This window comes from Crossiella sp. CA198 (genome assembly GCF_052078295.1).
Lineage (GTDB): Bacteria > Actinomycetota > Actinomycetes > Mycobacteriales > Pseudonocardiaceae > Crossiella.
The window spans coordinates 48,398-73,013 of sequence record NZ_JBQJIM010000038.1 but is presented as its reverse complement, the minus strand read 5'-3'; the positions used below and the strand labels follow the sequence as shown (position 1 = coordinate 73,013).

23 protein-coding genes are annotated in these 24,616 nt (G+C 69.9%); 11 read left to right on the top strand and 12 right to left on the bottom strand.

What is annotated here, in order from left to right; all coding sequences use genetic code 11:
* Positions 1-454 precede the first annotated feature (454 nt).
* Together ACTOWY_RS40550 and ACTOWY_RS40545 are read right to left on the bottom strand one after the other, a co-directional pair.
* On the bottom strand, positions 455-2,290 hold the full coding sequence (locus ACTOWY_RS40550; RefSeq protein ID WP_441314910.1) for a VWA domain-containing protein: 1,836 nt from the start codon (positions 2,288-2,290) through the stop codon (positions 455-457).
* Positions 2,291-2,369: 79 nt separating this feature from the next.
* A complete protein-coding gene (locus ACTOWY_RS40545) occupies positions 2,370-3,062 on the bottom strand; it encodes a TRADD-N-associated membrane domain-containing protein (RefSeq protein WP_441314909.1) in 693 nt (230 codons plus the stop codon).
* Between the two features lie 112 nt (positions 3,063-3,174).
* On the opposite strand from ACTOWY_RS40545, the gene ACTOWY_RS40540 reads away from it, so the two are divergent.
* A complete protein-coding gene (locus ACTOWY_RS40540) occupies positions 3,175-3,891 on the top strand; it encodes a YwaF family protein (RefSeq protein ID WP_441314908.1) in 717 nt (238 codons plus the stop codon).
* 168 nt (positions 3,892-4,059) lie between these two features.
* Positions 4,060-4,236 carry a DUF3073 domain-containing protein gene (locus ACTOWY_RS40535; protein ID WP_185001948.1) on the top strand — a complete coding sequence of 59 codons (177 nt, stop codon included), beginning with the start codon at positions 4,060-4,062 and terminating at the stop codon, positions 4,234-4,236.
* 79 nt (positions 4,237-4,315) lie between these two features.
* Here the strand turns inward: ACTOWY_RS40535 and ACTOWY_RS40530 are convergent, their stop codons facing one another.
* The 7 genes from ACTOWY_RS40530 to ACTOWY_RS40500 form a co-directional block, all read right to left on the bottom strand.
* Positions 4,316-4,570, bottom strand: coding sequence for an acyl carrier protein (locus ACTOWY_RS40530; RefSeq protein WP_185001949.1), 255 nt, complete (start codon positions 4,568-4,570; stop codon positions 4,316-4,318).
* The gene (locus ACTOWY_RS40525) at positions 4,567-5,613 is read right to left on the bottom strand and encodes an HAD-IIIC family phosphatase (protein ID WP_441314907.1); all 1,047 of its coding nucleotides are present in this window, start codon (positions 5,611-5,613) and stop codon (positions 4,567-4,569) included. Before ACTOWY_RS40525 ends, ACTOWY_RS40530 begins: the two co-directional genes overlap by 4 nt.
* The gene (locus ACTOWY_RS40520) at positions 5,614-6,078 is read right to left on the bottom strand and encodes a GNAT family N-acetyltransferase (protein ID WP_441314906.1); all 465 of its coding nucleotides are present in this window, start codon (positions 6,076-6,078) and stop codon (positions 5,614-5,616) included.
* On the bottom strand, positions 6,075-7,247 hold the full coding sequence (locus tag ACTOWY_RS40515) for a bis-aminopropyl spermidine synthase family protein (protein WP_441314905.1): 1,173 nt from the start codon (positions 7,245-7,247) through the stop codon (positions 6,075-6,077). The genes ACTOWY_RS40520 and ACTOWY_RS40515 overlap by 4 nt, the downstream gene beginning before the upstream one ends.
* 53 nt (positions 7,248-7,300) lie before the next feature.
* Positions 7,301-8,851 carry a substrate-binding domain-containing protein gene (locus ACTOWY_RS40510; RefSeq protein ID WP_441314904.1) on the bottom strand — a complete coding sequence of 517 codons (1,551 nt, stop codon included), beginning with the start codon at positions 8,849-8,851 and terminating at the stop codon, positions 7,301-7,303.
* A gap of 122 nt (positions 8,852-8,973) precedes the next feature.
* Positions 8,974-10,224, bottom strand: a complete 1,251-nt coding sequence (locus ACTOWY_RS40505) for an MFS transporter (protein ID WP_441314903.1) — start codon at positions 10,222-10,224, stop codon at positions 8,974-8,976.
* Positions 10,225-10,315: 91 nt separating this feature from the next.
* A complete protein-coding gene (locus ACTOWY_RS40500) occupies positions 10,316-10,960 on the bottom strand; it encodes a hypothetical protein (protein ID WP_441314902.1) in 645 nt (214 codons plus the stop codon).
* A 408-nt stretch (positions 10,961-11,368) separates the two neighbouring features.
* Between ACTOWY_RS40500 and ACTOWY_RS40495 the strand changes: the two genes are divergently transcribed.
* The 6 genes from ACTOWY_RS40495 to ACTOWY_RS40470 all read left to right on the top strand — a co-directional run bounded on the left by ACTOWY_RS40495 (position 11,369) and on the right by ACTOWY_RS40470 (position 16,898).
* Positions 11,369-12,544, top strand: coding sequence for an HNH endonuclease (locus ACTOWY_RS40495; RefSeq protein WP_441314901.1), 1,176 nt, complete (start codon positions 11,369-11,371; stop codon positions 12,542-12,544).
* Positions 12,545-12,768: 224 nt separating this feature from the next.
* Positions 12,769-14,073: an MFS transporter gene (locus ACTOWY_RS40490; protein ID WP_441314900.1), complete on the top strand. Its 1,305-nt coding sequence runs from the start codon at positions 12,769-12,771 to the stop codon at positions 14,071-14,073.
* Positions 14,074-14,330: 257 nt separating this feature from the next.
* On the top strand, positions 14,331-14,852 hold the full coding sequence (locus tag ACTOWY_RS40485) for a SigE family RNA polymerase sigma factor (protein ID WP_441314899.1): 522 nt from the start codon (positions 14,331-14,333) through the stop codon (positions 14,850-14,852).
* A gap of 2 nt (positions 14,853-14,854) precedes the next feature.
* Positions 14,855-15,760: a hypothetical protein gene (locus ACTOWY_RS40480; RefSeq protein WP_441314898.1), complete on the top strand. Its 906-nt coding sequence runs from the start codon at positions 14,855-14,857 to the stop codon at positions 15,758-15,760.
* A gap of 75 nt (positions 15,761-15,835) precedes the next feature.
* Positions 15,836-16,240, top strand: coding sequence for a hypothetical protein (locus tag ACTOWY_RS40475; protein WP_441314897.1), 405 nt, complete (start codon positions 15,836-15,838; stop codon positions 16,238-16,240).
* A gap of 112 nt (positions 16,241-16,352) precedes the next feature.
* Entirely contained in the window at positions 16,353-16,898 is a 546-nt protein-coding gene (locus tag ACTOWY_RS40470; RefSeq protein WP_441314896.1) for a hypothetical protein, read from the top strand.
* A 46-nt stretch (positions 16,899-16,944) separates the two neighbouring features.
* Here ACTOWY_RS40470 and ACTOWY_RS40465 read toward each other — a convergent pair whose 3' ends face one another.
* The gene (locus ACTOWY_RS40465; RefSeq protein WP_441314895.1) at positions 16,945-17,994 is read right to left on the bottom strand and encodes a chitinase; all 1,050 of its coding nucleotides are present in this window, start codon (positions 17,992-17,994) and stop codon (positions 16,945-16,947) included.
* Positions 17,995-18,257: 263 nt separating this feature from the next.
* On the opposite strand from ACTOWY_RS40465, the gene ACTOWY_RS40460 reads away from it, so the two are divergent.
* The 3 genes from ACTOWY_RS40460 to ACTOWY_RS40450 all read left to right on the top strand — a co-directional run bounded on the left by ACTOWY_RS40460 (position 18,258) and on the right by ACTOWY_RS40450 (position 22,249).
* Positions 18,258-19,595, top strand: coding sequence for an MFS transporter (locus ACTOWY_RS40460; protein ID WP_441314894.1), 1,338 nt, complete (start codon positions 18,258-18,260; stop codon positions 19,593-19,595).
* Positions 19,592-20,560 (top strand): isopenicillin N synthase family dioxygenase, encoded by a 969-nt coding sequence (locus ACTOWY_RS40455; RefSeq protein WP_441314893.1) that lies wholly within the window; start codon positions 19,592-19,594, stop codon positions 20,558-20,560. The genes ACTOWY_RS40460 and ACTOWY_RS40455 overlap by 4 nt, the downstream gene beginning before the upstream one ends.
* A 153-nt stretch (positions 20,561-20,713) precedes the next feature.
* A complete protein-coding gene (locus ACTOWY_RS40450; RefSeq protein ID WP_441314892.1) occupies positions 20,714-22,249 on the top strand; it encodes a carboxylesterase/lipase family protein in 1,536 nt (511 codons plus the stop codon).
* Between the two features lie 43 nt (positions 22,250-22,292).
* Here the strand turns inward: ACTOWY_RS40450 and fabF are convergent, their stop codons facing one another.
* Positions 22,293-23,573, bottom strand: coding sequence for a beta-ketoacyl-ACP synthase II (gene fabF, locus ACTOWY_RS40445; protein WP_441314891.1), 1,281 nt, complete (start codon positions 23,571-23,573; stop codon positions 22,293-22,295).
* 13 nt (positions 23,574-23,586) lie between these two features.
* The gene (locus ACTOWY_RS40440) at positions 23,587-24,546 is read right to left on the bottom strand and encodes a hypothetical protein (RefSeq protein ID WP_441314890.1); all 960 of its coding nucleotides are present in this window, start codon (positions 24,544-24,546) and stop codon (positions 23,587-23,589) included.
* Positions 24,547-24,616 lie beyond the last annotated feature (70 nt).

Below are 24,616 nucleotides of genomic sequence, written 5' to 3'. Positions count from 1 at the left end.
CCATCGCTTTCGTCTTCGTGCTCTGTGGTAGGAACCCGAAGATGATCAAGTGGTGGTCGTGCCCATGTCAAAATCCGGCCACCCCAGGGTTAAAACACCAGCGTCCGGCGAGGACGCCCTTGATCTTCGGTTTTAAGATCAAAAAAGGATGGCCTCGCCGGCCGGGCAGACCACCGGAGGGGTGGGGCAGATCAAACCCCGGGATGAGCGGGTTGCGGGGCGGGGTTTGGGCTGCCGGGGCCGGACCCAGCGTGGCTCCGAGGGCTCGCGTGTTCTCCGCACGGCCTTCCGCCAGCCAACCACACCCCGATGAGCGGCCCCCGTCACGTTGGGCGGGCAGGCGGCGGCAGGTTGCAGGGGCCGCTCATCGGGGTGTGGTCTGCATGCTCCAGGCCGTACGGAGAACACGCGAGAGCCCTCGTCGTGGGGGTTTCACCCCCCACCCCAACCCCGTTCAGAAGTTCGACAGCACCTGTGCCACAACCTTCTCCAGCGACCGGGCGTCCTGCGAGTCATAAGCCTTCGCCCGGGAGGCCCGCGCGATCCGCTCCAGCACCCGCAAATCACTGCTCTCCCCATAAGCGATCGGGAAAACCCGAACCGACCGCTCCGGACTGTGCTGCCGCAGATCCGCCACCAGGCTCTCCAGGTTCTCGTCCTCCGGATATCGGTTCGCGCCGTCGCTCAGCAGCACCACCGCGTTGATCCGCGCCGGGTCCAGGTGCTGCCGCATTTCCCGCTGCACCTGCCGGATCGTCGCGTACAACGCGGTATCGCCCCGCGCCTCCAGCTTCGCCACCTGTTTCCGGTACCCGGGCAGCACCGCCGAGACCGGACCGGACTCCATCAGCACCCGCCACGGCGTCGACTCGCCGGGCGCCGCCGAGCTGAACGTCCACAAGCCCAGCCGGTCATCCGGCGCCAGGTTGTCCAGCGCGGGGCCCACCGCCGCCGCCTTCGCCGCGTCCAACCGGGTCGGCCCACCGGGAACCGCCGGATCGGCCATCGAGCCGGACACGTCGATGACCATCAGCACGTTGGCGCGCTTGCGATGCTGCTGCCACACCTCCGGCAACTTCGCCATCACCGGGCCGGACGGCGTCCGGATCAGCTTCAGCTCCCGGTCCGTCAGCAGCCCCTTCTCCTTGCTGAGTTCCGGCCCGGCCTTGCCGTCGGCGTCCCGGAAACCGGCCGCCATGAACTGCTCCCGTTTCCCGGTCAGGAAAGTCTGGAAGTCCTTGGCGATGTCCTTGCGCACGGGGTCGGTGTCCGGCCAGTCCAGTGCCAGGTACGGGTTGTCCGACATCAGGGTGCCGTCGTTGGGGTAGACCGCGACCAGGGGCACCTTGGGTGGCTCGGCCTTGCCCTCGGTGCGGCCTTCGGGCTGGCCGCGGTTGAAATCGACGATGGACTTCTCCTCCACCGTCACCGCGCTGATGTAGTCCAGGCCGCTGGCGCCGGGGCCGCGGCCCGCCTCGTACAGATTCTGCAGGAAGGTCAGGGTGGTCTCGCCGTAGTGCACGACGCTGTTCTCCACGCCCTTGACGTAGGCCACGGCCTTGGGGTCGGCCAGGTCTGCCTCGGTCAGGTCGTCGGATCTGCCGGTGCCGGCGAAGAAGGTGGCGATGGTGGCGTGCAGGCCGGAGGTGGACAGGTTCGGGTTGGTCTTGCCCAGGCGGAAGGCGCCCCACTCCGGGTGGCCGTACTTCGTCCAGCCCACCGGGTCCTGGGCCAGCTCCAGCAGGGTGCGCCAGCCAATGGGTTTGTCCGGCCAGCCCAATGCCTCCGCCATCGGCCGGGGCATGCCGACCACCAGCGGGGACTTGGCCAGGCTCACCGCCTCGCGGTCGGCGGTGGGGGAGACGCCGGTCGGCTTGCCGGGGCACTGCAGGTGCCGTTGCTGGGCGACCTTGAGCCAGGTGGTGGCGGCCGGACTCCAGGCGTCGGGGCGGATATCGCCCAGCTGCTGGGTGTTCCAGCCACAGGCCATGCCCTCCACCGCGCCGCCGCTGCCCAGTGCCGAGGACTTCACCACCCGCGCCGCCGCGCACTTGTCCCGCACCGGGCGCCGGGCCGCGCCGTAGTCCTTGGCCAGCGCGCTCATCAGGTCGCTCTTCTCCGGCGAGACCACCACGGTGATCTCCACCCGCTCCCCGGCGCACTCCGCCGTGGCCGGTGGCGCATCGGAGCCCAGGCCGGGCAGCAACACCACCAGCAGCAGCACCGCGCCGAACAGCGCCAGCCCGACGAACGGCCACCGCAGCCGCCGCAGCAGCCCGTCACCAGCCATGGATCCCCCTCGCCAACTCCGGCCTACCTATCGTTGTCGAGCGGACACGCTCAGTGGTTACGGCACAGCCACCGAACGGTCACGGAGCTGCCGGTTCCTCCCCGGGAGCCGGTGCCTGCGGCAGTGGCACGACGTCCATCAGCTTCAACGCGATCGCGGCCAGCAGCTGCTCCCGCTCCCGGTCATCCCGCAGCGCCGCGGCCATCTCCACCGCGCGCATGGTGTGCGCGCTGCGCACCACCTCGGCGTTCAACAGGTCGAACATCCGGGCCGCGCGTTCCCGGGTGGAGCGGGCCTCGCTCAGGAACAGCGCGGCCACCGCCTCGCACACCACCCCGCTGGCCGTGCCCAGCCACGCCGCGTCCCCGCCCTGGAACACCAGGATTCCCACCGAGGCCAGGATCACCAGGAACCCGACCCCGGCCGCCCCGGCCGCCAGCCGGAAGCTCAGCGAACTCTCGGTCAGCGCGGTCTCGTGGTAGTCGGCGTAGAGCTGCAACTGCCGCGCGGTGAAATCGGCCTCGGGCCGCCGCGCCCCGGCGGGCGGCTCCGGTTCCGGGGCCGGGTCCGGGTCGCCCGGCTCGCTTGGCGGCGCGGGCGCGGGTTCCCGGCGCAGTCCGGCGGCCACGCCCTCGGCCAGCTCGCGCACGGGGGAGCGCCCGCGGCGCCGGGTGCGCAGCTGGTGCCGCAGCACCGACACGCTCGGCAGCAGCGCGCCTGCCACGCCGACCACGAAGAACAACAACCCGGCCACCGCCACCCAGCTGTCCACGGGCGGTGACCGTACGCGCACGCTGTGCCACAACCCAGGCAAACCGGGCACATTGGGCCGAACAGGTGCGTTCCGGCCCGCCGGATGACCGGCTCGGGCTAACCTCGGCCGGGTGACGGTCCTGGCCGCCGACTTCGCCCCGTTCGGTCCCTCGCACTGGGGTGCGCTCGCGGTGTTCGCACTCGGCGCGGCGGCGCTGGTGGTGCTCGGCCGCGGCCTGCGCACCGAGTCCGCCCGGCTGCGCGGCAGCCGGATCCTGGCCCTGGTGCTGCTGATCTGCCACCTGCCGATGCAGCTCTACGTGCTGCTGCCGTCGGAGTTCGGGATCGGCCACTCGCTGCCGTTCCAGCTCTCCGACCTGGCCTGGATCGCCGCGGTGATCGCGCTGTGGACACACGCCCGCTGGGCGCTGGCGCTGACCTACTACTGGAATCTCACCCTCACCGTGCAGGCCCTGATCACCCCGGCGCTGCGCGGCCCGGACTTCCCCGACTTCGGCTTCCTGATGTTCTGGGGCCAGCACATCTTCGAGGTGTGGGCGGCGATTTTCCTGATCTGGGGCCTGCGGCTGCGGCCGGACTGGTGGAGTTTCCGGCTCACCCTGGCGGTCACCGCGGGCTGGGCCGTGGTGATGTCCGTCTTCAATCCGCTGGCCGGAACCAACTACGGCTTCCTCAGCGAGAAGCCCCCGGCAGGCACCTTGCTGGACCTGATGGGCGGCTGGCCGTGGTACCTGTTTCTGGGATACGCGCTGCTCAGCGGGGCTTGGGCACTGATGACCTGGCCCTGGGTCGTGATCACGGCAAGATCGCGCCAGCCGGCGAGCTGATCCTCAATCGGCATGTTTTACCAGGCCGCGCCGCGACATGATCGCGGGGTATGTGTGCTTGCTCCGGTCTGCGCACCAGGTATGCTGCGGCCAGGACAAATACTGAGACGAGCGGGGCCCGTCGGCTATCGGCCGACCGCCCTGCCCCGGGTACGAGGGGGTCGAGCCATGGGGCGCGGCCGAGCTAAGGCCAAGCAGGCGAAGGTCGCACGCGAGATCAAGTACAGCTCGCCGACCACCGACCTCGAGGCCCTTCAGCGAGAGCTGTCCGGACCATCGAGCGGCGGCCGTCAGGTCGACGATCGATTTGACAACAGCGACGATCGTTACCAAGACAGGTATTGAGACTGTCCACTCACCGGGCCCCGTGACGGTGCCCGGCGTACCTACTGATGCCCGAGTCCCGCCGGTGGCGCTGTCCGCGTCACCGGCGGGTTCTCGTGCCGACAAACGCGGCCAGGCTGGCGATGGACTCCAGCGAGTCCAGGTTCATGTCCTCATCCGCCACATCCACGCCGAACCGCTGCTGGATCGCGCTGAGCAACTTCAGCCCGGCCAGCGAGGTCAGGCCGATCTCCGGCGCGAACAGGCCGGTGTCCGCGGGCAGCGCGTCGATCGCCGCGCGGTCCAGTTCGACGGCCTCGGCCAGCAGACCGCGGATCTCCGCCTCGACGCTCATGCTTCCGTCTCCAGTTCCAGGTACTCGGGGTAATCGGGCAGCCCGCCCTGATCCAGCCTGCGGCCCAGGATCGCCAGCTCCGCCGGCTGTGGGCCGGTGACGCGCAGCCCGCACTGCCGGAACAGCACCCGCAGCTCCACATTCGCCCCGGTCGGCCGCACCGGCACGTGCAGTTCCCGCGCGCCCTCGGCCAGTGCCCGGTCCATCACCCAGCGCAGGAACGCGGGCGCGACCCCGCGTCCGGCCACCCGGCAGGACAACGCGAGCAACCGCACCCGCCAGACCGCCGCGTCCTTCTCGATCACCGCCGCGCCGATCAGCCCGTAGCCACCGAAGCGGTCCGATAGTTCCGCCACCGGCAAGAACCACCCGTCCGGGTCAGTCAGCCGGGCCAGCACGTCCGGCACCGGCGGCACCTCGCCGGTGGTGTTCATCCGGTGCGTGCGCCGGGCCAGCTCCACCAGCCGCGGCACATCGGCCGCGGTCGCCGGGCGCAGCGTGAGCCGCATCCCGCACCAGCGCAGGAACTCCGCCCTGGACCCGGTGAAGGCGGTCTCGGCGTCCTTGCGCCTGGCGTCCTCCCGGTAGCGGCGGACCCGGCCGCGGGCCTCCGGGGTCAGCGCTGCCGGGTCCAGCTCGGGCGAGTCCAGCAGCCCGGCCGCCTGCTCCGGGGCCAGCACCAGCACCTCGGGCAGGGCCGCGGCCACCTCGGCCCGCTCGAACGGGTTGTCGTCCACGAAGGCCAGCGCGGCCAGCCCGATGCCCAGCTCGGCGCTGATCCGGCGCAGCGCCACGCTCTTGTCCTGCCAGTCCGCCTGCGGCGCCACGAACCGCTCGGCCAGCGGCTCGTCCGCGAGCAGCAGGCCGAGGATGGACGGGTCGGTGCGGCTGGCGATGCTGCTCAGCACCCCGCGCGCGGCGAGTTCGTCGATCAGCGCCAGCACGGCGGCCCGGGGTGCGGGCAGGGTCTCGGTGGTCTGCTCGACGGCGATGCCGTCCCAGAGCGTGCCGTCGAGGTCCCACACCACACACTTGACGCTCATCTACCGCTTCCGCCGGTCGAGCTTCATGGTCAGGTGCGCGGCCTCGAACCCGAACTGGCGGTAGAGCACCCGCATCGGCAGGTTGCCCGCGAACACCTTGCCCACCACCTCGGTGACGCCGTGCTCGTCCACGTGGTCCAGCCCGGCCCGCAACAGCAGCTCGCCGACCTCGGTGCGCTCGGGGATCTCGGCCACCGCCAGCGAGCGGAAGTTGGCGTAGCGCTGGCCGCTCATCGGGTTGGTGTTGACCGTGATCCACAGCCAGCCCGCCGCGGGCTCCGCACCCCGGCAGGCCACGAACATGCCCTCGGCCGACTTGGCCATCGCCTTGGCCATCCGGCGTTCCTGCACGTCCAGATCGTCGATCGCGTCGTCCTGGAAGGAGATCCGGGCGATCTCCGCCTCGAACTCGGCCAGCCTGCGCAGATCGGCCTCGACCGCGGGCCGCACCTGGAAATCGGTCACGAACTCTCTCCGATGAGCTGGAGCGGCCGGAACGGTCCCTTGCCGCATTTCGGGCAGCCCGCGGCCCGCAGGTCGGCCACCGAGTTCCACTTCGCGCCCACGCCGACCGGGAACTTCGCCCCGCAGTTGCCGCACTCGTACTCGCGCTGCCTGCTGCGCTTCTCCCTGGTGTACAGCGGACCCTCGTAGGCCCCCGACACGGCCGAGGCGGTGCCCTCGGTGGTGAGCAGGTGCTGGAAGAAGCCGGTGCCGCCCAGGATGCCGCTGCCCTGGTACTCGTTGAAGTTGCGGATCAGGCTGTGCGTGACCAGGTTCAGCCCGAGGATCTCCTTCTGCACCGCCAGCATCTCATCCGGCCCCTTGGCGCCGAAGGAGAAGAAGATGCTCTGCGCGGGCCCCGGCCGCAGCCCCTCGACCGCCCTGGACAGGAACAGCCGCGCGCCCTCGGCGGTGTAGGGCGGGTCGGTCATGGCCGCGTCGAACTGCCCGGCCAGCCGCTGCGGCAGTGGTTCCCGCAGGTCGTGCTTTGCCAGGTCGACCCGGAAGTCCATGGTGGAGGCGGTGTCGGCGATGAAGTCGAGCACCTCGTCGGAGATGTCCGCGACCGCCAGCCGGGACACCAGCGACACCCCCAGCGCCTGCTCGACCACCGCGATCGCGATGGCGATCTGGTCGTCATCACCGACCAGCAGCACCGAGGACCCCGGCAGCACACCCGCCCTGATCAGCGCCAGCACCCGGCGCACCTTGGTCTCGGCCGTGCAGTGCGACTGGTCCAGCGCCAGATCCGCCCCCGGCCCCGCCGCGGCGATCCGCCGCAACTGCTCCACGGCCTCCTGCAACGCCCGCGGGATCGGGATCTCCAGCCCACCGCAACGCGAGCAGTCGGCGTCCAGATCCAGCCCGAGCCCCAGGTGCGCGATCAGCGCCAGCCCGTCCTCGGTCAGCCGGGACGGCCGCAGCTCACCCAGCAACCCGTGCCGCCGCAGCTCATTGCCCACCGCGGCCACGATCGGCACCGGCAACCCGGTGTGCCTGCTCACATCCCTGGTGGAGGCGGGTCCGATCTGCCGGAACGCGCGGACCACGGCCCGCACCCCCGCAGGTCCTTCCTGAAGCCGGACCGCCTCGGCGATCTCGGCCAGCACCTCGTTGCCCTGCGTGCTCACAATGGGTCGCCACCCGCGCTGATCTGCATGATTGGCCGAGTATAACTAGGCCGTCAGCGTGGGTTGCGGCACAGCTCCAGCACCGAGTCCTCGCCCTTGGCACACGGCAGGTAGCTGGCCGCGCGCAGCTTCTCCCGAGCCGAATCCGAGCCCAGGTGGCGGAGGAAGTGGCCGAGGATGGAGGAGCTGGCCGGGGTGCCGTTGGTGTAGAGGTACTCCACCGTCCAGAACGGGTAGCTGCTGTCCTGTTTCGGGTCGATGTGCTCATAGATCGGCTCCTTGCCGCCCAGCCGGACCCGGACCAGCTTCGGGTACTTGGCCCGGTCCGCGGCGGTCTGGGCCTCGGCGTAGCCGATCGCGCCGTCCACCGCGTTCACCCGGTCGAGCAGTTCGCTGGTGCGGGCGCGTTCGCAGCGGGTCCAGGGCACGCCGGGGTTGCGGTCGTTGGTCTCGCAGAACTGGGAGGTCAGGCTGGGGGAGAGGCGGTCCTCCGGGAAGCCCAGCACATACTTCTCGAAGGTGGTGCGGCTGCCGGAGGAGCCGGTGCGGCTGACGATCCGGATCGGCAGGCTGACCCCGGGCCTGACCTGACCCCAGTTGGTGAACTCGCCGGAGTAGATCTTGCGCAGCTGGTCCAGGGTCAGGTCGGTGATGCCCTGCTTGGACACCTCCTCGTTGACCACCACGCTGAACACGATGGCGGCCAGCGGTTTCGGCTTCAGCTCGGGCGCCACGTCCCCGGCGTGCCCGTCGGAGATGGTGGCCAGCCGCTCGGTCGGTCCGGCCGCCTGGAGCTGTTGCAGGCCCTCCAGGCTGCTGTTGGGCTCCAGCTTGATCTCGGTGCCCGCGCAGCCCGCCAGGTGGCCCTTGGTGATCTCCTCGGCGATCGGCGCGAACGCGGTCGACCCGATCAGCCGGAGCTGCCCGTCGCCGCCGCAGTCATCCGGGGCGCCCCTGGTGGAAACGATCAGCACCACCAGCACCATCGGCGCCAGGGCGCCGGCCACCCAGCGCAGCACCCGCTGCCGGGTGACCCGCCGCTGCGCCGCCTCGTCCTGGATCAGCCCGCCGTGCAACTGCCCCCGGCTCTGCCGCACGCCCTTCTCGGTGCCGGAGAGCAGCACCGCGAACTTGAACCGCTCCCGCCGGTTCAGGTGCACCTTGGGCAGGGTGACCTCGTTGCCCGCGTGCTCCAGTTCGGTGCTGAACCGCTCCTTGATGTCATCGGATGCCTCGGAGACCTTGACCGCCACCACCTCGCGCGCGCCGAAGGTGAAGCGCAGCCGGTTGACGTACTCCGGCTCGGCCACATCGGTGCTGCCGGAGTTGCGGATGGCCAGGATGACCATGCTCGGTTGATCGACCTTGCGGCCGCGGAAGAAGTGCTCCAGCTCGCCGAATTCCCCTGGCAGGCTCAGGTTGAGCCCTGAGTCGAACACCACCCGCCAGGCCAGCCGGTTCCGCTCGAACAGGTACCGGTCCACCACCAGCCAGACCACCACCACGGTCAGCCCGGCGACCAGCACCCACAACCCGGTCGCACTGGTGAGCGCACCGCCCAGCAGATCCAGCATCCCCAACACGGTGCCGAAGAATCCGGCCATGCCCGCCCCCTCGGCAGCTCGGACCGCCAACGTTGGCAGGCGCGCGCGGGGTGCGGGACGGCGGTTACGGAAGCGGGATGGCTTCGCTACGTGGGTGACCGGGGGCTGAACGCCGGGAGAACTCAGCGCACGATGGCCGCGGCGTCCCGGTCCGGCTGGATCAGCAGCCAGGCCGCCACCCCGCCGAGCACCGCGCAGCCGCCGAAGAGCTGGAACGCCTGGCTGAACCCGGCCGCAGGCGACTCGGCCGCCTCGACCAGCACGCCGGTGAGCCAGGGGCCGAGCAGGCCGGCGAGGCTGTAGATGGCGACCAGGAAGCCGACCGTGCTGGCCTGTTGGCCGGGTGGGGCGATGTGTGAGACGGCGGCGGTGGTCAGTGGGAAGACGGCCACGCCGATGCCGTAGCCGAGGACCACCACGGTGAGCGCGAGATATCTGTTGTCCAGCAACGGGACCAGCGTCAGCAGTCCGCCGCCGACGAGCAGGCCGACGGCGCTGAAGATGCCGCGGGTGAGTCGGCTGGAGGCGCCGCGGCTGAGCAGGCGGTCGCTGAGCGCGGAGATGCCGACCATGACGATGATCGAGGAGATGCTGGGCAGGCCGAACATCACGCCTGCCTGGACGCGGCTGAAGCCGAGCGCCTTCTCCAGATAGGAGGGCAGCCAGGTGAGCAGCATGGAGACCAGGGCGTACATCGGGAAGGCGGCCAGCACGCAGCCGAGGAAGGTGCGGGAGAGGCCGATCCGGCGGAACGGCACGACTTTCCGCCGGTCCTCCACCCGCAGCGGCCCGTCGCCGCCGAGGAAGAACCAGGCCACCGACCAGAGCACGCCGAGCAGGATCAGCGTGACGAACGCCGCGCGCCAGCCGTAGCCGACGATGATGAAGGTCAGCACCGGCGCCACCGCGATCTTGGCGATCGAGGACCCGGCGGTGATCCACGCCGCCGGCAGCGCCCGCTTCTCCTTGGGGAACCAGGTGAACGCGCTCGCCGCGGCCATCGCGGTGGCCGGTCCCTCGGCCGCGCCCAGGGCGATCCGGCTGATCAGCAGCGAGGTCCCGGTGGCCGAGAGCAGCACCGGCAGCTGGGTCAGCGACCAGGCGATGGCCAGCCCGATCAGCACCCACTGCGCCCGCACCCGGTCGGCCAGGAACCCGACCAGCACCCCGGTCACGCTGAACAGGAAGAAGAACGAGCTGCCGATGAAGCCCAGCTCGGCGGGGGAGATCCGCAACTCCGCCATCAACGGCTCGGCCGCCAGGCCCAGGATGGACTTGTCCGCCCAGTTGATGACGATGAAGAGCACCAGCATCCCGGTGACCGTCCACGCCCGCACCGGATCCGGCGCGGCCACCCCCGCCCGATCCGTCACCGTCATGAGGTTGATCACACCCGCTGGGCCCGGGGGCGACAAGCACCCGAACGGGCCGAGGGAGGCAACTTCCGGACAGGTCCGGGGTGGCTCAGACCTGGGCGATGGCGGACCCGACCACCGGCGCGATCCGCGTCAGTTCCTCGTGCACCGCCTGCTCCGACCGGCTGCGCAGCGCGGTGGCGACCGCGATGTCCCCCTTGGCCAGCAGCAGGCAGGAACCGAAGCCCAGCTCCTCCTGCCACCCGCACACCGCGTGCTGCGCGTCCACGCCGGGCAGCACCAGTTCCCCGGTGACGGTGAAGGTCAGCTGGGAGTCCCGACAGGCGCCGCAGCTGAGCTGCTGCTTCGCCTCGGCGATGGTCTCGACCGCCCGGCCGTCGCGGTGGTGCACGACGAACTGCTCCAGCACGATGATCTTTGAATCGAGGTTGGCCGCCTGCCACTCGACTCGGGCGATGTGATCGATGCGCTGGTCTGCCTGGGGGTGATCACAGGAGTGGATCAGGGCGTTCTTGCGGTTCTCCGACTCGATGAACGGCTGGAAGACGACGTCTTCCCAGTAGCCGGCCTTCGCCATGATCGCCGTGGTGGGCACCGCGCGGGCCAGCCGGAGCAGTGGGGACTCAGCGAGGCTGGTGGGAGCCGAGGCTGGGGCCGGTGGTGGGGTGGTGCAGGCGGTGCCGGGCAGGACGGCGGCGAGCAGCACGAAGACGAGCGCGTGAATGCGACGCATGTGGAAGTTCCCCCCTGGAACGTGAGGCACGAACGGTAAGCGGCGAGCTGACCAGGGGCAGAGGTCTACGGATCGGCCGTCAGACCTGGGATGGACTTGTCCGCCCAGTTGATGACGATGCTGATCACCGGCATCCCGGTGACCGTTCGCGCCCGCCCCGGATCCCGGTGCTTGGCCTCTCGATCACACCGGCTGAGCAAGGGGTAGCAGGCACTCGAAAGTGCGGAAGGCGGCAACTTTCGTCCTACTGCCGTGCTGACCGGGCAGCAAGTCGCCAGATTTGGCTACTTTGTGTAACTTGTGACCCGAATCTATCACTCGATCGTGGCGCCGGTGGGGATGGGGGTCCCCTGGGCCGCAGTGAATTGAGGGACCATGGCACCGGGGGAGCTCGCCGACTCGAACGCGGTGACGCAGGCAGTCAAGGAGTATGACGACCTTGGGGGAAAGAAGTTCCTAGGTCGCTACGGGTATAAAGTTAGGCGACGATACTTCGTTGCGATCGAGCGGCGGCTCTATGTGGCTCAGGCGCTTGTTGAGGTGGCACTGGGCAGAGGGCCGGTTGTCGATACCTCCGCAGAGGAGAGGTTGGGCGCGGCTGATGAGGAAGCTGCTTGCAATGCGCTTCGTCGTCTTGGGTACACGATTGTTGATGGTTGGCCCCAGACCGTTGCTGGGGAAAAGGAGTTGAGGCTAGCTGCGTGGGCGCATTTGAGGGACTTGTCTCAAGGGAGAAGCCTCGCCCCTCAGGAGTTGCGCGACGTCTATTGCTATTTTGGTCAGGCTGGAATTTGGCGAGATCATAAGAGGACCAAGGAGATCGGTGGTGGGCAAGTCGACTTGGGGTCAGACGGTATCGCTGTTGGTGTCCTTCATACCGGGAAGAGCTACGCGGATGACCTTAGTGATCGTCGACTCAACTACCATTACCCTGTAACTGAGCGCCCGGGGCAAGATCGTGCGGAGATTGCTTCGCTAAAAGTCGCTGCAAGATTGAAGCTTCCTGTGTTTGTGAGCCTCACTGCTGAGGGTAACAAGAGCAGGCGGGATGTCAGGTTGTCCTGGGTAACAGGGTGGGACGATGAGAGTAGAATTTTCTTCCTTTCCTTCAAGCAGGACCCTCCGGACAACCTGAAGACTGCAGACGATTCCGACGATAGGCCATTTGTTCTAAGGAATGCACGGAAGCGGCGCGTTAAGCGCTCTGTTGTGGAGCGCCCTGACCAGCCGACCTTCAAGGCCGATGTTTATCTTCGCTACGGTGCCAGGTGCCCGCTTTCTGGTATACGCGTGAAGCAAATGCTTGATGCTGCACATATTATTCCCTTTGCTGAGGATGGAACTTCTGATCCGCGCAACGGGATTCCTATGAATGCTGCGCTGCATCGAGCCTTTGACGCCGACCTGTTTGCTATAAATCCGGACACGTTGAAGATCGAACTGGCCTCGGGGGAGTTTACCTTGGCTGATATGGGAATTATTCACGATGGCATTGATGGGCTTGATAAAAAGCCGCACCTGGATGCCTTGCGTTGGCGCTATGAAAAATGGCTCGAGCTGATTGGAAAAAAGCCGAAAAAGTGAGGTGAACTAGCCCCTGGACTGTTTGTGGGTCAGCGGGCGGGGTAATCGGGTTCGGCGTGCTGCGCCATGGTGTCAGCAGATCGCGGGGAGCCTCCAATCGTCACTCGACCGTGGCGTTGGGCGGGCTGCCTGACGGCTCTCGACGCCCTGGGCATGGCGCACAGTGACCGGTTGGGTACGGAGCACTATCTTTCGGGGACTCTTGGCGACTCATGAGGAGAGCGATGACCGCCGCCGTACCCCGGACGCTGCCCGTTGGCGCCGCGTTCGATCGCATGCCCTTCACCCGGCGGCACTGGTTGATCGGGCTGGCCCTGTTCACCGCGTTCGTGATCGACTCCTGGGAGCTGGTCGCGCTGGTCTACGTGCAGGCGGACCTGGCCTCCTCGCTGGGGATCGACGCGGCGACCGTGGGGCTGGTGTTGTCGGCCTTGTCCTTCGGGATGATCCCGGGAGCCCTGCTGTGGGGGCCGGTGGCGGACCGGATCGGGCGGCGGCCCGCCTGTTTCTGGTCGATGGTGGCCTACAGCGTGCTGGCCATCGGCTCGGCGTTCGCGCTGGACGCGACCATGCTGATCGCGCTGCGGGTGGTGTCGGGGTTCGCGCTGGCCGGGGTGTACACGATCACGTTCCCGTACTTCCTGGAGCTGGTGCCGACGCGGGTTCGCGGGCGGGCCGCGGTGTACCTGTCCATGGGGTGGCCGATCGGGTTGCTGTGCGCGATCGGGGCCTCCAGCGTGATCCGGGACTGGAGCTGGCAGATCATGCTCGCCGGCGCGGCGGCGGGCGGCTGGGCGTTCGTGCTGCGGGCGGTGGTGCCGGAATCGCCGTACTGGCTGGTCGCGAAGGGGCGCCAGGAGGAGGCCCGGGTGGTGTTGCGTGGGCTGGCCAGTCCGGACGCGGAGGCCGAACTCACCGGCAGCGGCGGGCGGATCGGCAACCCGCTGGAGCTGTTCCGGGGTGGGCTGGCCCGGGTCGCGATCCCGGCGCTGCTGGTCAACTTCGTCTTCAGCTGGGGCTACTGGGGGCTGCAGAACTGGCTGCCGACCCTGCTCGCGCAGCAGGGGCTGACCCTGGACGCCTCGCTGGCCTTCGCCGCGCTGAGCGCGCTGATGATGATCCCCGGCTACCTCAGCGCCTCCGTGCTGACCGCGCGGTTCGGCCGGAAGAAGATCTTCCTGCTGTACGTGCTGGCCGCCTGCGCCGGTGGGTTCCTGTTCGGCACGGCCGACTCGCTGACCCAGCTCTACCTCGGCAACTTCGCGCTGGCCTTCTTCAGCCTGGGCGCCTGGGGCGTGTGGAACACCTGGAACGGCGAGTTCTACCCGACCGCCAGCCGCGGCACCGGGGCCGCCTACTCGGTGGCCATGCAGCTCATCGCCAGCACCGCTGCACCGGCCGCGATCGGGCTGCTACTGGGTCAGGCCAGCGGTTTCGCGGTGATCATGCTGGTCATCAACGCCTTCCTGGTGGCCACCGTGCTGCTCGCGCTGCCGCTGCCGGAGACCGAGGGACGCACCCTCACCTGAGCCGATTCTCTAGGGAATTCCTTGAACCAGGGGTGTCAATCGGACAGATTTCCCCCACGGAGCCCCAGATGTGTTTACAGTGACAACCGTAGGCCGGGCGGGATCGTCGTGGGCGGGCCTAACCCCCAGGGGTCTGGCCCACGGCCATCGACCACCGGCCTACGCTATTTCGGCCAACGGCCCGGTTGTGTGACGCAAGCCACACAACCGGGCCGTTTGCTGTCGGCGTCCCCTGGGTGAGGGGAGGTGGTGGCCGGATGCGTGCCGCGGAGGAACAGCGCTACACCGACTACGTCAGCGCCCGGCTGCCCGCGTTGCGGCGGACCGCGTACCTGCTGTGCGGGGACGAGCACCGCGCGGACGACGTGGTGCAGGCGACCATCACCAAGCTGTTCGTGCACTGGCGCCGGGCCGCCGCCGCGGACGACCTGGACCGCTACGTGCGGGCGATGCTGGTCCGCACCTTCCTCTCCGAGCAGCGGCTGGGCTGGGCGAAGCGGATCCGGCTGGTAGGCGGGAGCGAGGAGCTGCCGCCGCGCGCCGCACCCGCGGGGCCGGATGTGGAGACCAGGGCGGTGGTGCACGCGGCGCTGGCCAGGGTCGCGCCGCGGGCCCGTGCGGTGCTGGTGCTGCGGTTCCTGCTGGACCTGCCGGTGGCCGAGGTGGCCGAGCTGCTGGGCTGCTCGGCGGGCAACGTCAAGAGCCAGACCTCGCTCGGACTGACCGCGCTGCGCCGCCTGCTGGGTGACTCGGCACTGGTCCACCTGGGGAAGGAGTAGCCGTGCTGGAACCCGAGGAGCTGCTCGCCCCGTTGCGGCAGGCCGGGCCGCGCACCCCGTCCACGGTCAGCGTGCCCGCGGCGATCCGGGCCGGGACCCGGCGGCGGCGGGTCCGGCAGCTGGCGGGCACGGCCGTGGTCGCGGTGGTCACCGTGCTGATCGCGTTGCTGGTGCCCGCTCTGCTCGGCGGGCTGTTCCGGGCCGAGCCCGCCCGGCCCGTGGTGGGTTTCGACCCGTTGCGGCAGGCCTTCCGGGTGGGGTCGGCCGGTGGGTTCACCCCGGTCAGCTACGAGACCGGGCGGGACCGGCAGCGGATCCGGCTGGTGCGGGCCGACGGCGGTCCTGGGCTGGCCACCATCACCCTGTCCGGCAGCGGTCCCGCGCCCGCTGGGGAAGCCGCGCCCGCGGTGCACGGGCGGCGGGCGGTGTGGTTGGGCGACGGGGTGGCCTGGGAGTGGGCCGACGGGGCCTGGGGGCTCGTCGACGGCGTCCCGGACCGGGAGCAGGCGCACCGGGTGGCGCAGAGCGTGGCATCCGGTGCAGGCACCCCGGTGCGCCTGCCGTTCGAGCAGCCGCGGCCGGTGCCGCCGGAAGAGGTGCTCGGCGTGATCAGCCCGTACGGGTCCACCGGGCGGGTCACCGACGCGGTGCTGCTGGTGCTCGGCCGCCCCGGCGCGACCGAGTCCGAGCGGATCCTGGTCGGCACCCAGGGCGATCTGGGCCGGGATCCGGTGACCGGGCAGGCCAGGCAGGCGCCCCGGTGGGACACCGAGCTGGGCGGCAGGCAGGCCGCGGTGACCGGCACCGCGGTGCTGATCGCCGGGTCCGGGGGCGGACCGGCCGCGGTCGCGTTGTCCGGATCCGTTGGCGGGCAAAGGCTGGCGGAGCTGGCCCAGGCGGTGCGCTGATCCGGCTCCGTCCACAGTGAACCGGACCGGCCGTGCGCCCGTTAACCGGGACAAACCCACTCTCGGGGGTGCCCCGTGCGAGAAACCGCCCACCGTCGCACACGACTCCTGCTGCTCGGCCTGCTCGGCGTGCTCACCGCCACCGGCGGCGCCGTGCTGTTCGACCAGCCGGCCGAACCCGGTCCACCGCTGATCGCCAGCCCGATCCTGATCGTCCCGGTCCGGCTGACCCAGGACCCGGAACCACCGGTCTACGCCGTCCCGCCCGAACCGGCACCGCCGCCGGTGGTCGACACGGCCACCCGGGCACCCAAACCGGTGGCCCGCCCGGCCAAGCCCAAACCGGTCCGTCCCAGCCCACCGCCCGCACCACCGCCACCGCCACCGCCCGCGCCGCCCGCGGCCGAACCACCGCCGCCCGTGTTCAACCTGTGTGACTACTTCCGGTACTGGCTGCCCAGGCTGTGCCGGGACCGGTGAGCCGGGGCTACGCAGATCTGCGTAGCCGGGTTCACCGCCTCAACGGACGACCGGGACACCGCGTCCGCCGACCATGGTTGCTGACCAGGACCGGCGGGCGAGGGAGCAGGCGATGACCACCCAGGAAGCGATCAGGCCGAGGAACACGCCGGTGCGTGCTGCCGGGCGGGAGAAGCTGCTGCCGCGGCGCACCCGCAAGGCCGTGCTGGTGGCGCACCTGGTCGGCGCCGGGGGCTGGATCGGCCTCGATGTGGTGCTCGCTGTGCTGGTGTTCACCGCAGCGGGCACCACGGACGCCGCCCTGGCCGCGCTCTGTTACCAGGCGCTGGAACTGCTGGTCTGGCCGATGCTCAGCCTCGCGGTGCTGTGCCTGGTCAGCGGCGTGATTCTGGGGCTGGGCACCAAGTACGGGCTGGTCCGGTACTGGTGGGTGGCGGTGAAACTGGTGCTCAACCTCGCGCTGCTGGCGCTGGTGGCCTTCGCGCTGCGGTCCGGGGTGATCGAGGTCGCCGAGTACGGCCGTCAGTTGGCCGCGGGCCAGGCCGGACTGCGCGGCCCTGGGGATCTGATCTACCCGCCGATCGTGTCCACCACCGCGCTGCTGTTCGCCACGGTGATCTCGGTGTACAAGCCGTGGGGCAGGCTGCGGAAGAAGTGACCTGGGGAGGGGAGGGCCGCGTTGGCAGACGCGGCCCTCCGTGGTTTCACCGGCCCTGCAAGGACTTCACGTTGTTGCCGAAGGTCCAGTTCTTCGAGCCGTCCCAGTTGATCGACCAGGTCATCAGGCCCTTCAACCGGTTGTTGTAGGTGCGCCAGGCCTGGCCGACCAGTCCGGTGGACATGTACCCGCCGCCCGCGCCCGGCTGGGCTGGCAGACCGGGCACCTGCTTGTCATAGGGCACCCGGATGGTGGTGCCTTGGATGACCAATCCCTTGTCCAGGCAGTCGGTCTGTTTGGTGAAGCCTTGCACCGTGCCAGCCTGGTAGGAATCGCCCGCGCAGCCGTACATGCTGCCGTTGTAGTACTGCATGTTCAGCCACCACAGCCTGCCGTTGTCCGCGTACTTCTTCACGATCGGCAGGTAGGCGCCCCAGATCGAGCCGTAGACCACGCTGCCGCCGGTGACGTAGGCGGTCTCCGGGGCCATGGTGAGGCCGAAGTTCGACGGCATCGCGGCCAGCACGCCGTCGATGATCCGGATCAGGTTGGCCTGCGAGGGGGAGAGCTGGTTGATGTTGCCGCTGCCCACCAGGCCGGTCTCGATGTCGATGTCGATGCCGTCGAAGTTGTACTTCTTCAGGATCGGCACCACGGTGGCCACGAACCTGTCGGCCACCGCGCTGGAACTGAGGTCGATGCCCGCGGTCGCGCCGCCGATGGACATCAGGATGGTCAGCCCGGCCGCCTTGGCCGCGCACATCTCCGCCGGGGTGGCGACCTTGACGGTCGCGTCCATCCCGTCCTCCCACAGCACGGTGCCGTCCGAGCGGATCACCGGGAAGGCCGCGTTGATCACGTTGTAGCCGTGCTCCCGGATCCGCGGATCGGTGATCGGCGTCCAGCCGAACGGCGGGTGCACGCCGTTGACCGCGCCGTCCCAGTTCTCCCAGTACCCGTGCAGGACCTTGCCCGCGGGCTTCGACTTCACCGCGCAGGTCTCCGCCTGCCCGCTCGCCGGCGCCGCGCTCACCGGTGCGGCGAGCACCGAAGCGGCGCACAGCACCGCGGTCGCCAGTCCCAGCAGTCGTGACATGCCACCCATAACCAACCCCTCATCCCGCGGCTGGCCCCGGCGGCAAGGACACTCCGCGCACGATCTACCCATCGCGCCTGGTGCGCCCCTCCATTCGACCAAACCCCGGTGGACTAGACCACCTACTTCCGGGGGCGAACCTGGCGCTCGCGCGGGCGCCCCGGTCCCCGGGTGGTTCTGACCGGTTGCCCGCCGCGGGCAACCGGGTTGCCAGGGTTGCCGGTTCGTGTGACGTCTCGGGCAACCGGATTACGTTGCGGTGCATGGAAATCAGCACGGCGGAACCGGTCGGCGGCACCCGCCGGTGGTGGACCTTGCCGGTGGTGAGCGCGGCGCAGTTGCTGGTGGTGCTGGACGGGACGATCGTGAACATCGCGCTGCCCTCGGCGCAGCAGGCGCTCGGCATGTCCGATGGCAGCAGGCACTGGGCGATCACCGCCTACGCGCTGGCCTTCGGCGGGTTGTTGCTGATCGGCGGCCGGATCAGCGGTGTGCTCGGTCACCGGCGGGCCTTCGCGCTGGGACTGACCGGGTTCGCGGCGGCCTCCGCGCTGGGTGGGCTGGCCGAGGTGCCGGGCACCTTGTTCGCGGCGCGGGCCCTGCAAGGGGTGTGCGCGGCGCTGCTGGCGCCGGCCGGACTGGCGTTGCTGGCCGAGACCTTCACCGAGGGCCGGGAGCGTGCGCGGGCCTTCGGGGTGTTCGCGGCGGTGGGCGCGGCCGGGTCGGCGGTCGGGTTGATCGCGGGCGGGCTGCTGACCGAGTACGCGAGCTGGCGCTGGTGCCTCTACATCAACGTCCCGATCGCGCTGCTGGCCTTGCTGGGCACGGTGTTCGTGCCGCGGAGCCGTCCGGTGCGGGGCGAGCGGCTGGACCTGGCTGGCGCGCTGCTGAGCACCGGCGGATTCGCCGGGGTGGTCTACGGCTGCGCGGAGGCGGAGGCCAGGGGCTGGGGATCGCCGGTGGTGCTGGGGTTGCTGGCCGGTGGGGTGGTGTTGCTGGTGGCGTTCGTGGTGGGGCAGCGGCGATTGCTCTGGCACCGGGCGCGCGGTGGCGCGTTCCTGGCGATCACCCTGATGTTCCTGGGCATGTTCGGGTTCTTCCTGTTCATGACCTACTACACGCAGACCGTGCTGGGGTACTCGCCGGTGCGGGCCGGGCTGACGCTGATCGTCAACGCACTGGCCGCGCTGGCCGGGTCCACCTTCATCGCCGGGCGGCTGCACGGGCGGGTCCGGCCCGCGCTGCTGATCCAGGGCGGACTGCTGGCCGCGGCGGCCGGGATGTTCGTGCTCACCCGGCTCACCCCGGACAGCACGGACATCCTGCCGCTGTACCTGGTGCCCGCCATGGTGCTCACCGGCCTCGGCCTGGGCTGCGTGCTGCCGCCGACCGCGATGCTGGCCACCGCGGGCGCGGCGGCCGCCGATCTCGGCGCCGCCTCGGCCACCTACCACGCCGGTCAGCAGCTCGGCGCGGCCCTGGGCACCGCACTGCTCAACACCCTCGGCATCAGCGCGGGCGCGCTCACTGTCTCCCTCGGCGTGCTGCTGCTCGCCGCGCTGCTGCACGCGCTCATCAACCTGGAAGGACAACGCGCATGAACCACATCCCGGTCATCGACCTCGCACCGCGGCACACCGAAGCCGGAAAATCCTTGCTGGCCAAGGAGATCGGCGCGGCCTGCGTGACCTCGGGCTTCTTCGTCATCGTCGGCCACGATGTGCCACCCGAGCTGATCGACCGCATGATCACCGTGACCAACGCCTTCTTCCGCCTGCCGGACAACGAAAAGGACCTGCCCGCCTTCCGGTCCTCCGGCGGCGCCACCGCGCGCAGCATGGACCTGGAGAGCCCGCCGGACCTGTGCGAGTCCTTCACCGCACACGTCACCGGCGAGCTGCCCGAGGCGGAACGGGAACGGCTCGGCGACTACCGGGCGACCTGGAAGACGGCCAACACCTGGCCGCGGAATCCCGGTGACTTCAAGGAAATCTGGCTGGAGTACCTGGCCGCGCTGTCCGGGCTGGCCGCCGAGCTGCTGCGATTGTCCGCGCTGGCCCTCGGCTTCGACGAGCGGCACTTCGACGAGCGCTTCGACCGGCACGTCTCCGCGCTGGTGGCCAACTACTACTACCCGCAGCTCACCCCGCCGCTGCCCGGTCAGCTCCGGCGCGGCGCGCACACCGACTTCGGCTGCCTGACCGTGCTGTACCAGGAGGACGATCTCGGCGGCCTCCAGGTGTGGCAGGACGAGCGGTGGGTGGACGTGCGGGCGATCCCGGGCAGCTTCGTGGTCAACATCGGCGACCTGATGGCACTGTGGACCGGCGGGCGGTGGCACTCCACCCTGCACCGGGTGGTGAACCCGTTGCAGGGCAACACATCCTCCCGGCTGTCCATCCCGTTCTTCTACCAGCCCAACCACGACGCGCCCGGCGAGACCGTCACCGCCGGAGCGTGGATCACCCGGAAGATGGACAAGCTGTTCCAAGGTGTTACTCCGCTGGCTGCGAGTACAGGGACTTCCGGGCACATTCGGGCAACCTTCGACTCGAATCCGGCCTGATCCGGTGATCCGGCCCGGCTGAGTCAGCACTATTCGGGCACTCCCACCCCTCCTCTGGCGGATCCGCTTGTGCGGCGGACGCCTGCTGTCACCATCCACAATGGACGGTGCGGCGGAGGCGGATGACCCGAGAGGCTGATGATGTCCGGCTGGTTGAGACGACTGTTTCCGCCGCTGCTGGCGCTGGTCGCGGTGGCGGCGGGCCTGCCCGCCACCGCGACCGAACCGCTGGTGGCGCGTACCGAGGCCGGGCTGGTGCGCGGGCTGGCCGACGGCGAAGTCCGGCAGTACCAAGGGATTCCGTTCGCCGAGCCGCCCATCGGCGAGCTGCGCTGGGCCGCACCCCGTCCGGTCCGGGGCTGGCACGGGGTGCGGCCCGCCGTCGCACCCGGTCCCCGGTGCGCGCAGACGGCCAGCGGGGAGGGTCCGGCCACCGCGGCCGAGGACTGCCTCTACCTCAACGTCACCGCCCCGGCCGGGCAGATCGGCCGCAAGCCGGTGCTGGTGTGGGTGCACGGCGGCGGGTTCATCTGGGGCGCGGGTTCCTCCTACCACGCGCAGCGGCTGGCCGCGCAGGGCGATGTGCTGGTGGTGACGGTCAACTACCGGCTGGGCGCCTTCGGTTTCCTGGCCCATCCCGAACTCGGCCCGGCCGGTGGCGCGTTCGGCCTGCAGGACCAGGTGGCGGCCCTGCAGTGGGTGCGGCGCAACATCGGCGCCTTCGGCGGTGACCCCGGCAACGTGACCCTGCTCGGCGAGTCCGCCGGCGCGTTCAGCATTTGCGCGCTGCTCACCGCGCCCGCCGCCACACCGCTGATCGACCGGGCCATCGTGCAGAGCGGCTCCTGCTCGGTGCACCTGCCGCGCAACGGCACCTTCCCCGGCTCCGGCGAGTACCGGCTGCTGGTGCCGCGGGCCCAGCTGGAAGCACTGGGCCTGGATGCGGCGAACACGCTGAACTGCGCTGATCTGGCCTGCCTGCGCCGGGTGGACGCGCAGCGGTGGGTGGACACCGGGCTGATCAACCACTTCTCCCAGGCCGGTTTCCACACCGACCTGCTGCCCGAGGACCCGGCCGCGGTGCTGCACTCCGGCCGCGCGCACCAGGTGCCGATGATCATGGGCTTCACCAGGGACGAGCTGCGGCTGCACACCGGCAGCGCACTGGTCGGCGGGGCCAGCTACGACTACGAGCACCTGATGCGGGACAGCTTCGGGCCGGGCGCCAGGGAGATCGGCGCGGCCTATCCGCTAGCAGGCACGGACAAGTACACCTCGGCACTGGCCTGGTCCGCGGTGGGCACCGACGCGGGCTGGGCCTGCCCGACGCTGGCCGACGCTCAGGCGTTCAACCGCGGCCAGGCCCCGGTCTACACCTACGTCTTCGCCGACCGGGACGCGCCCAACCTCGGCTACCAGGCGCCCGCGGACTTCCCGCTCGGCGCGTACCACGGCTCCGAACTCCAGTACCTGTTCTGGGACGCCCCGGAGGAGCCGGGCAGGCTCGGACTGGCCACCGACCTGATCCGGCACTGGGCGCGGTTCGCCCGGCACGGCGATCCCAACCTGGCGGACAAGCCGACCTGGCCGCGCTTCGACGGCGTCCACGCGCAGTCCTTCAGCCCTCGGGACACCGGATCGGTCAACGCGGGCGCCCAGCACCACTGCGGGCTCTGGACCGCACGCTGACCGCGTCCGTGCCCGGGAGTTCACACCGGGCACGGACGTGGGCTCAGGGCTCCCAGCGGCGCAGCACCAGCACGGCGTTGTGCCCGCCGAAGCCGAAGGAGTTGTTCATCGCGACCCGGATGTCGTGCCGCTGCGCGGTGTGCGCGACGAAGTTCATCTCCGCGTCCAGCGGCCGGTCGCAGTTGATCGTGGGCGGGACGATGCCGTCCCGGATGGCCAGCCCGCACACGATCAACTCGACCGCGCCGCCCGCGCCGATCATGTGCCCGGTCATCGACTTGGTGGAGCTGACCGGGATCCGGGTGGCCCGCTCGCCCAGCACCTCGCGGATCGAGCGCACCTCCCTGGCATCGCCCAGCGGGGTGCTGGTGCCGTGCGCGTTGATGTAGTCGATCTCCTCGGCCGCCACGCCCGCGTCCCGCATCGCCGCCCGCATGGCCGCCTTCGCCCCGGTGCCGTCCGGGTGCGGGGCGGTCCAGTGGAAGGCGTCCGAACTGGCGCCGAACCCGGCCACCTCGGCCAGGATCGGCGCGCCGCGCTCGATCGCGTGGTCGGCCGCCTCCAGCACCACCACGCCAGCGCCGGAACTCATCACGAAGCCGTCCCGGTCCTCATCGAAGGGCCGCGAGGCCAGCTCCGGCTGCTCGTTGCGGGTGGACAGCGCGCGAGCGTTGCCGCAGCCTGCCAGATCCGCCCGGCTGATGCAGTTGTCCGCGCCCCCGGCGATGGCCACGTCCGCCGCGCCGTACTGGATCAGCCGGGCCGCCTCGCCGATGGAGTCGGTGCCGGTGGCGCAGGCGGTGCTCAGCGAGCGGCACGGACCGGTGGTGCCGAAGAGCAGGCTGATCTCCACCGCCGCGCTGTCCATCGCCCCCGTCACCTGAGAGAGCGGGCTGATCCCACGCGGACCCTTGTCCCGCAACAGGTCCGGCAGTTTGCTGTTGTAGTTCACCGGTCCGTAGCCGCTGCCCACCAGCACGCCCGTGCGCGGTGCCAGCTCCGGTCCGATGATCAGTTTCGCCGACTCGACCGCCTCCGCGGCCGCGGCCAGCGCGTACTGGGCGAAGCTGTCCGTACGCCTGCTGATCTTGCGTGGCAGGTGCGCTTCCGGGTCCCAGTCGTGGATCTCGCCGCCGATGTGACTGCCCAGGTCACCGGACTCGATCGCGGACAACTGACGGATCCCGCTGCGCCCGGCCAACATCGCCGCCCAGGTGTCGGCGACCCCAACCCCGAGTGGGGTGACCGCGCCCCAGCCGGTGACCACCACCCGGCGACGTAATCGGCGGAACTCGTCCTGGACCGCCTCGCTGCGCTGACTCATCTCGACCTCCGGTTCAGGCACTCGCCGACACGGGCTGCACCCGGCCGTGCGGGCCGGCGAAACCCTTGACCCGGTAGTCCTCCACGGCCTTCGGCGTGACCACCGCGGTCGGCACCGTGTTGCCGGTGAGCCGGGAGAACATGTTGCGCGGCCCGATGATGTAGGCCTGCTCGGCCCGGCTGCGCCGGATCCCCTCGACCACGGTGGCCCAGCGCACCGGGGTGACCCAGCCGTCCAGCAGGTCGGCCATGATCGCCTGCGGATCGGTGATCAGCTCACCGGTGACGTCGGAGAGCATCGGCACCCTGGCCGGCCGCCAGTCCAGCTTGCTGTAGACCTCGGTCTCCAGCCGCTGCCGCAGCCCGGCCACCATGGTGCAGTGCTCGGCCCGGTTCATCAGGTAGAACGGGAACCCGCCCTCCTCGCGGACGAGTTCGCGGAAGTACTCCAGATCGGCCATCACACCGGAGACCGCGTGCACGGAGTTGTCGAGGTAGACCGAGGCCTCCACGTTGCGGCCCTCGGCCCGGCAACGCGCGACGAGACGGTCGACGGCCGGGCCGTCCAGGCGGTAGAAGAAGAAGCAGCCCAACGGTTCGGCCAGTCCGGCGAAGTAGTCCAGTTCCACCTTGGCGCTCTCCCGCACCAGGGTCAGACCGTCCGCATAGGACAGCACCCCGGCGTAGACCGAGCCGATGATGGCGCCGAAACTCTGTCCGCCGAAGACCACCGGGGACAGGTCGAGGTGGTCGTCGGCCCAGTCGGCCAGCGCCAGCGTCAGCGCCATATACCCGGCCTCGTAGACCTCCCAGTCGTAGATCTCGGCGTGCTCGTAGGCCTTGATCAGCGAGTAGCCGAGCACTTCGTCCGCGGCTTGTAACCGCGCCTGCGCGTACTCGTTCTCCTGCAGGAAACTCGCGATGGCAGGGAACGTGGTCGGAACAAGTCCGGGAAAGTAGATGGCATCGGCCATGGCCGCCTCCAGGGATGGTCATCACAGTTCCAGACCCGGTGGTGCGGCGGTAAGAAGCATCGATGAGGAG

Coding starts and splice junctions, on each gene's coding strand:
- ACTOWY_RS40485 (WP_441314899.1), top strand. CDS start 14,331: ATGCGTGCCGCGGAGGAACAGCGCTACACCGACTACGTCAGCGCCCGG.
- ACTOWY_RS40510 (WP_441314904.1), bottom strand. CDS start 8,851: ATGGCCGGATTCTTCGGCACCGTGTTGGGGATGCTGGATCTGCTGGGC.
- ACTOWY_RS40535 (WP_185001948.1), top strand. CDS start 4,060: ATGGGGCGCGGCCGAGCTAAGGCCAAGCAGGCGAAGGTCGCACGCGAG.
- ACTOWY_RS40470 (WP_441314896.1), top strand. CDS start 16,353: ATGACCACCCAGGAAGCGATCAGGCCGAGGAACACGCCGGTGCGTGCT.
- ACTOWY_RS40465 (WP_441314895.1), bottom strand. CDS start 17,994: ATGTCACGACTGCTGGGACTGGCGACCGCGGTGCTGTGCGCCGCTTCG.
- ACTOWY_RS40440 (WP_441314890.1), bottom strand. CDS start 24,546: ATGGCCGATGCCATCTACTTTCCCGGACTTGTTCCGACCACGTTCCCT.
- ACTOWY_RS40550 (WP_441314910.1), bottom strand. CDS start 2,290: ATGGCTGGTGACGGGCTGCTGCGGCGGCTGCGGTGGCCGTTCGTCGGG.
- ACTOWY_RS40455 (WP_441314893.1), top strand. CDS start 19,592: ATGAACCACATCCCGGTCATCGACCTCGCACCGCGGCACACCGAAGCC.
- ACTOWY_RS40530 (WP_185001949.1), bottom strand. CDS start 4,570: ATGAGCGTCGAGGCGGAGATCCGCGGTCTGCTGGCCGAGGCCGTCGAA.
- ACTOWY_RS40460 (WP_441314894.1), top strand. CDS start 18,258: ATGGAAATCAGCACGGCGGAACCGGTCGGCGGCACCCGCCGGTGGTGG.
- ACTOWY_RS40500 (WP_441314902.1), bottom strand. CDS start 10,960: ATGCGTCGCATTCACGCGCTCGTCTTCGTGCTGCTCGCCGCCGTCCTG.
- ACTOWY_RS40490 (WP_441314900.1), top strand. CDS start 12,769: ATGACCGCCGCCGTACCCCGGACGCTGCCCGTTGGCGCCGCGTTCGAT.
- fabF (WP_441314891.1), bottom strand. CDS start 23,573: ATGAGTCAGCGCAGCGAGGCGGTCCAGGACGAGTTCCGCCGATTACGT.
- ACTOWY_RS40525 (WP_441314907.1), bottom strand. CDS start 5,613: ATGAGCGTCAAGTGTGTGGTGTGGGACCTCGACGGCACGCTCTGGGAC.